Origin of the sequence: Asaia sp. SF2.1 (genome assembly GCF_000505765.1) — a bacterium.
GTDB lineage: Bacteria > Pseudomonadota > Alphaproteobacteria > Acetobacterales > Acetobacteraceae > Asaia > Asaia bogorensis.
The window spans coordinates 30,347-37,995 of sequence record NZ_AYXS01000049.1 but is presented as its reverse complement, the minus strand read 5'-3'; the positions used below and the strand labels follow the sequence as shown (position 1 = coordinate 37,995).

The window sequence follows — 7,649 nt, the reverse complement described above, 5'->3', positions numbered from 1 at the left end:
GCCATTGGGCGGTGTCACCTGAAAAGGTCAAAACCGTCTGCAAGATCAAGGACCCGGATACCCATGACTGCTGTCAGCCCTCTCGCCGGCAAGACGCTGGACCCCTCCGCCCTCGCCGATATTCCGGCGCTCATCGGGGCTTACTACAACCGCAAGCCTGACCCGGCCATTGCTGCGCAGCGCGTATCCTTCGGCACGTCGGGTCATCGTGGGTCGTCGCTCCATACCAGCTTCAACGAAAACCATATCCTTGCCATTGCGGAAGCCATCTGCCGCTACCGCAAGGATAAGGGTATCACGGGGCCGCTTTTCATCGGCATCGACTCCCATGCGCTGTCCGACCCGGCACAGCGCTCTGCCATCGAGGTTTTTGCCGCGCACGGTGTGGAAGTCCGCATCGACTGCAACAGCCGTTTTACCCCCACGCCTGTCGTCTCGCATGCCATCCTGACCTACAACAAGGGACGCAGCGAAGGGCTGGCCGATGGTGTGGTCATCACGCCTTCGCATAATCCGCCCATCGATGGCGGCTTCAAATACAATCCCCCTCATGGTGGCCCGGCCGATACCGACATCACCAAGGTGATCCAGGATCAGGCCAACGCCTTCCTGACCGCAGGGCTCAAGGACGTGCACCGCCTGCCCTATGAGGAGGCCCGCAAGGCCGATTGTGTGCGCGGCCATGATTTCATCACGCCTTATGTGGATGATCTGGGTGCCGTGATCGACATGGAGGCCATCCGCAATTCCACCATCCGTATCGGCATCGATCCGCTGGGTGGGGCGGCGCTGGATTACTGGCCGGCCATCATCAAGCGGTATGACCTCAAGGCCACGATCGTCAGCACGGAACTCGACCCGACCTTCGGTTTCATGACGGCTGACTGGGATGGGCAGATCCGCATGGATTGCTCCTCGCCCTACGCCATGGCCCGTCTGATCGGCATGGGTTCGCAGTTCGATGTGGCTTTTGCGACCGATACCGATGCCGATCGTCATGGCATCGTCTCGCGTCCCGACGGGCTGATGAACCCGAACCATTATCTGGCCGTCGCCATCTGGTACCTGTTCAACAACCGACCCGGTTGGAGCCAGGATGCCGGCATCGGCAAAACGCTGGTCAGCTCAGCCCTGATCGACCGCGTGGCCACCAAGATCGGCCGCAAGGTGGTCGAGGTTCCGGTCGGCTTCAAATGGTTTGTGGACGGGCTCTATAACGGCACGCTCGGCTTCGGTGGCGAGGAGAGCGCCGGTGCGTCGTTCCTTCGTCGCGATGGCAGCGTCTGGTCCACCGACAAGGATGGGCTCATCCTCGGGCTGCTGGCAGCCGAAATCACGGCGCTGACCGGCAAGACCCCGTCCGAGCATTACAAGGCTCTGACGGCGGAGCTCGGTGCTCCCTTCTATCAGCGCATCGATGCCGCAGCGAACGCCGCCCAAAAAGCCATCCTCTCCAAGCTGACGCCGGAACAGCTGCCCATGACCCATCTGGCCGGTGACGCGGTTCTGGCCAAGCTGACCCGTGCACCCGGCAATGATGCGCCGATTGGCGGGCTGAAGGTCACGACGGAAAATGGCTGGTTCGCTGCCCGCCCGTCCGGCACCGAGGATGTCTACAAGATCTATGCCGAGAGCTTCGTAAGCGAGGATCACCTGAAGCAGATCCAGAAAGACGCCCAAAGCGCCATCTCGGCCCTGTTCGACGCCTGAAGCCTCTCCCCCTCTCCGGTCCCGACCCTCTGACCGGAGAGGGCTCAGCCCGTCCGATATCAGGCGTAATGGGCTGGCTCTCCACGCCTTCGCCCCTACCCTCGATTCCTGCCCCGGTGTCACGATGGTTTTGTATTCATAACCCCGTGACGCACCCCCGCCCTGTCGGAAAACGCGTTGCATAAGACCATGATCGCTCCATGATGTGACCTGTAACGGCGGGCTTCGCCATCGGCCGGGTTCGGGCATGGAGTGTATTAGGTCATGGCGCTGGCAAGACTTCTTCTGACGCTCTGCGGCATGGGCACAGCCCTTGCGGCGCCGCCCTCGCCTGCCGGCGACTGGCAGGGCACCCTCGCCCTGCCCCAGGGGCAGTCCCTTCCACTTGTGCTACACCTCTCGCTGCGGGCTGGCGCACCACAAGGCGAGTGGTCAGCCACACTCGATAGCCCCGCGCAGTCTGCTTTTGGTCTGCCTGTTCAACGTGCCACGCTGGAAGGACAGACACTCACCCTGGACCTGCCCGGACTTTCCGCCCGCTATGTTGGCACCCTGAGCGGACCGGACAATATTCTTGCGGGGACATGGTCACAGGGATCCTCCTCCTTTCCCCTGCGCATGACCCGAGCGACCGGCATGGCAACGGCGACCGAAAGTGCGGCACCTTCGCGACCGCAGACACTGCACCCCCCTTTCCCCTATCGCAGCGAAGATGTCGCTTTCGATAATCCGTCCGGTCCGTCCCATCTCACCGGCACGCTGACCTTGCCTCAGGGCAAGGGCCCCTTTCCGGCGGTCATCCTTATTACCGGCTCTGGTTTGCAGGACCGCGACGAGACGATCGCAGGGCATAAGCCCTTCCTGCTCTGGGCCGACACGCTCACCCGTCAGGGCATCGCTGTCCTGCGTCTGGATGACCGACAGAGAGGGGGTTCGACCGGCCCAGTCACGACCGCCACCACAGAAGATTTCGCCTCGGATATCGCGGCTGCACTTCGCTTCATGCGCCATCGCCACGATATCGATCCGCAAAGAACCGGCCTCATGGGCCATAGTGAGGGCGGCGTCATCGCGGCGATGATTGCTGCCCATGATAGACAAATCAGCTTTATCGTCATGCTGGAAGCCCCGGCCGTACCGGGGCGACAGATCATGCTCGCCCAGAGGCACTGGGCTGCTGCGGCCCGGCATGTGCCAGACGCTGTTTCACATCGGAGCGACGTCCTGGTTGAAACGGTGCTCGATGCCATGACACCACAGCAATCCCAGAAAGCCGCCGAGCAAGCTGCGAACAGCGCATGGAATCGCCTGAACGGGACGCAATCCGGCCTGCCGGACAGTCTGCATGATCTCACCCTGCCTGCCATACGCTTTTACGACCGCTACGATCCGGCCGTGGCTCTGTCGCAGGTGAGCTGTCCTGTTCTGGCCACCCTGGGCAGCAAGGACAGGCAGGTCCCCCCCGACCTCAATCGGCCCGCCTTGCAAAAAGCCCTGTCACGCAACCCGCACGCCCGTATCGTCGAGTTCCCCGGTCTCAATCACCTGCTTCAGAAAGCCGAAACGGGGGATGTGAGTGAATACGCCCTGATCGAAAACGACATCGACCCGAGCGCTCTGAAAGCGGTGACTGACTGGATCAGGACGCAAACCCATCCATGACAGGCAACGGGTCGCAGCCGTACCGCCGCAACCCGAAATACCCGCCCGGATCAATTGTAATTGCCTGACAGGCTTACCACCGCGGCGAAACCGGAGCCGATGTCATAGGTCGGCTGGGAGCCTGTCAGACCACTCCCATAAACGCCGCGATGGGCTGTGGCAGCGGCAGTGTAGCCATAGACACCGGACAGATAATGCTGGTCGGAGATATTGATGAGATTGAGCATGAGCTTGGGCAGCACATGCCCGAATTTCGGCAGGTTGCGACCAAGCGAGATATCGGCCGTCATATAGGACGGGATGCTCTGATCGTTCATCAACGTGGCATATTGCGCGTCCGAATAGCGCAGGTTGAAGGTCCCGAAATTGGTTCCGTCGTCATAACTCAGTCCCATCGTGGCAAGAAATTTCGGCGCGCCGGGTTCCTGCTTGCCCTTGGTGGGCAGATAATCCCCCTGATAGGCGATATTATTGCCAATACGCGTCATCATGTACTGGCCCGATGCATAGGCGCTCAGATGGTGCCAGGGATGGGTCGCAAGTTCGAGCTGCACGCCATTGGCTTCCTGCCCGCCCGCATCAATCACCTGCGCCACGATATTGGTGGATCCAGGCTGATAGGTTGCACTCGTGATCTGATGATGGGTCATGTTGTAGTGAAAATAGGCGATATTCGCCATCATCGCGCCGCTGTAACGATAACCGATTTCCTCGCCGATCATGTATTCCGGCTCATAGGGATCGAGCGGGGTGGAAGTGGGCTGCCCATTCAGATGGCTGTACATCGAAACCTGTGAGTTCAGGCTGCTCGGCATACGATAACCTGTCGTGCCGTTGATATAGACATGACTGGCCTGATCGAACCGGTAGCTCGCCAGAAATTGCGGGGCCGGTATGAACGCATTGCGCACGGATTTGTAGGGCGTGGCACCGGGCAGATCCATCGTGTACTGCCGGTTAAACATGGCCGTCTTGAGCCCCGCCTCAAGCACAAGACGATCGTTCAGGAGGCTCATCTTGTCATTGATCGCCAGTGTATTGGCCTGTTGCAGGGCGTTCTCGGGGTCCTCGTTGATCGGCATACCGCCAAACGCCGTCAGATAGCCGGTTGAGCGTGTCCACTGCCCCTGTGCATTGATCGGATAATAGCGCTGATTCGAGGATTCATTGGCGTAGGAATACCAGTAGGAAACGCTCAGCGTATTGAAGGAACGCTTCCAGCTTCCCACCAGATTCAGCCCCGATGACAAGGTAAACCAGGGCTGATGGACAGCCGTACGGAGCGTTGCCGATGAGGGCGCGTAGCCATCGAGATGATCGTAGCGTTGTGTGCCGATATAGCCGCCCGAAACCGGTACATTGGCGCCCCAGAAATAGGGGCCGTTGAATTCGACCCCATAGGCTGTGGCATCGAGCGACAGCCCATGATCGAAGCCGAAATGGTTCTTGAGCGCGCCGAAAACCGTGCCGGTATTGCGCTTGTTGATTTCATAAAAGCCCGGCGAGCTCGGATCCTTCGTGGTATTGTACCCCACACCATAAGTCCGCCACTGGCCGAGTGTGGGATAAAGCCACGAGGTCTGATCGGACTTGGTATAGCCGAATATTGCTTCGGAATCGCTGTGCGTATTCCAGCTTTTGGTCAGGGCGGCATCCATATGCCAGCGGCTGACCGATCCGGGCCCGCGCCAGAGATTGCCGCTCGAATAGGACCCGGAGGCAAAACCATAAACCCCGCTATGGCCGATCTCACCGGTGTCGTAACGCACGAATTCCTTGTTCAGGCTATGTGTCCCGCCAGATGCCTGTGCGAACAGGTTCTGATGGGTAGCCGGCTTGCGCAACGACATGGAGAGTTGCGCCCCGACCGCGTTGTAGACGGGGGCGTTGACGTCTGCCGAACCCTGCATGACCGAAATCGACCCCATGTTTTCGGTATCGACCATCGACGGGGTGTAAACACTGTAGGTAAACGGATTGGCAGCCGGAATGCCCTCATAGGTCACCCCGATTTCCGTCCGGTCCAGACCACGTATGTGGAAGGATTCGAAGGAGGCCGTCAGTGGCCCCTGACTCGATCCGACCACCCCCGGCAGATTGGCAATCAGACCCGTTGGCGTGGACATGGGCGATTGTTTTTCGATGAAATCAGCCGTGAGCGTGCTGATTGTTCTGGGGGTAAGGTGCTTCACCATCATGCCACCCCCGCCCTCACGATGACGCCCCGATACTTTCACCTGCTCTTCTTTTGCTGCCACCACAGGTTTTACTGCCATGACGGGGCGGGGCGAAGGTTGGACAGGTTTGGGCTCAGCCTGCGCACGGACGCTGTCGAGACACATCAGTGATACGGCAAACAGAAGCGATTTTTTCATCGGACCATCCGAGGGTTGCGGGAAGATGGTCCGGGATATGAAATAAGACGCGCCAGCAATATCCGTTTATAAAAATTTCATTGTTTTGACGTTATAATCTTCATAGCTCACAATAACATTTTATTTTACAAATAAATAATAGGGAACTGTTGCGTTATTGTCGCATAAACAGACTACAGATCTGACCTGAAGCACAGAATACGCCGCACCACACCGTCGCGCCGGATCAAATGATACAGCGCCGCCAGACCATGCAGCAGGATCATCGCCGCAAAACCCCAGACGATAGCGTGATGCACGTCACGCAAAACCGCCTCGTTTCTATCCGTGTGAGCAAGAGGCAGGAGCGGCCAGTCGAACCACCCGAAAATCGAAAGCGGCAGTTCCAGCGTAGCGCAGGAAGCCAGGGCCCAGCCTGAAACAGGGGCAAGAAGCTGCAAACCATAAAGCGCCCCATGCACCGCATCGGCAAGCCGCGCCTGCCAGATGCTGGTCCCGAGGGGATGGGGCGGCGGCTTGTGCCCGAGGCGCCAGATCACGCGCAGCGCGACCAGCAGCAGAATGACCACACCCAGAGCGCGATGAATCTGGAAAACCGAAAACGCCATTGTGTTAGGCAGCCCCGCACGGTCCATCGCAAACCCGAGCAGGATCTGCCCGATCACGAGCAGGGCGAGGCACCAATGCAAAAGAATGGCCACGAAGGTATAGTGCGGTGGCCTTTCGCGCATTGACGCATGATACGTCCTGCCACCCTGCCTGACCGCCATCGGGTCAGCCTCGATCGAGCGTGTCGAAAAGCTTTCTGAACCGTATTGCCGCTGCACCGGGCTGCGACACAGCCTTGGCCGCCGCTTCATTGTCCGGTTTGTCGACCACGACCATGCCCACCATACCCATCCAGTAATGGGGCAGGCATTTATAACCATACAGGCCCGGCTTGCTGAACGTCACGTTCAGATCATGACCCATGGGACCGGTGAATGGAGCCGTACCCTCAGGCAGCATACCGGGAATCGACTGCACATTATGGCCGGGGTCGGCAGCGATGAAATGTACCGTATCGCCCGCATGGATGTGGACGATGGCAGGATCAAAACCACGGCCGCCATCGGGCGCATGGCTCAGCATCCTGACATCCACCGTCGCCGCATGAGCCACGCTGAGCGACGCGGCACAGATCAGGGTCGCACCGGTCAGAACCATGTAGAACGAGGGAAAAAAGGCCTGAAGAACCTGCGGCGGGGTAATCAGGCGTGAAAAAAGACGGGTCATTTGAATGGTCTCCCCGAAGTGAGAGGCGCAGGAGGCAATCTGGCAGGGATCCGGCGAACGGCCCCTGTCTCATGGCCCCGGCTGGATGCCAGACGGGGCCGTGTGCGGACATTACTGACGGTGCAGGTCGAAGCGATCGAGCGTCATGACCTTGGTCCACGCACTGGCGAAATCCTTCACGAATTTCGCCTTGGCATCGTCAGAGGCATAGACCTCGACAACGGCGCGCAATTCAGCATTCGCACCAAAGATCAGATCGACCGAAGAGGCCGTCCAGCGCGGCTTGTTCGTCTCACGGTCCAGCCCATCATACACGCCCGGCTGCGTCGACCTCTCCCAGCGCGTGGACATATCGAGCAGATTGACAAAGAAGTCGTTGCTCAGTGTCCCGGGACGCGTGGTCAGAACACCCTGTGCGGAATGGCCGGTATTGATGTCCAGAACACGCAGGCCGCCCAGAAGTACAGTCATTTCCGGTACGCTCAGCGATAGGTTGCTGGCACGATCGACAAGCATCTGTGTGGGTGATTTCTCATCCGGCTCGGCGCGATAATAGTTGCGGAAGGCATCGGCGCTGAGTTCCAGCAGGGCAAAGCTCTGCTTGTCCGTCTGCTCGGGACCGGCATC

General features: G+C 59.4%; 6 protein-coding genes. 2 read left to right on the top strand and 4 right to left on the bottom strand.

Annotation, left to right across the window (positions count from 1 at the left end):
• Positions 1-63: 63 nt before the first annotated feature.
• Positions 64-1,710 (top strand): phosphoglucomutase (alpha-D-glucose-1,6-bisphosphate-dependent), encoded by a 1,647-nt coding sequence (pgm, locus tag P792_RS33715; RefSeq protein WP_023979748.1) that lies wholly within the window; start codon positions 64-66, stop codon positions 1,708-1,710.
• Between the two features lie 264 nt (positions 1,711-1,974).
• On the top strand, positions 1,975-3,372 hold the full coding sequence (locus tag P792_RS33710; RefSeq protein ID WP_023979747.1) for a S9 family peptidase: 1,398 nt from the start codon (positions 1,975-1,977) through the stop codon (positions 3,370-3,372).
• A gap of 50 nt (positions 3,373-3,422) precedes the next feature.
• Here the strand turns inward: P792_RS33710 and P792_RS33705 are convergent, their stop codons facing one another.
• The 4 genes from P792_RS33705 to P792_RS33690 all read right to left on the bottom strand — a co-directional run.
• The gene (locus P792_RS33705) at positions 3,423-5,747 is read right to left on the bottom strand and encodes a TonB-dependent receptor (RefSeq protein ID WP_023979746.1); all 2,325 of its coding nucleotides are present in this window, start codon (positions 5,745-5,747) and stop codon (positions 3,423-3,425) included.
• A gap of 173 nt (positions 5,748-5,920) precedes the next feature.
• Complete coding sequence (locus P792_RS33700; protein WP_023979745.1) at positions 5,921-6,478, bottom strand: cytochrome b; 558 nt, start codon at positions 6,476-6,478, stop codon at positions 5,921-5,923.
• 43 nt (positions 6,479-6,521) lie between these two features.
• A complete protein-coding gene (locus P792_RS33695; protein WP_235075527.1) occupies positions 6,522-7,022 on the bottom strand; it encodes a pseudoazurin in 501 nt (166 codons plus the stop codon).
• A gap of 111 nt (positions 7,023-7,133) precedes the next feature.
• Positions 7,134-7,649: peroxidase family protein (locus tag P792_RS33690; protein WP_031241508.1), on the bottom strand; the 516-nt coding region annotated here is incomplete at its 5' end.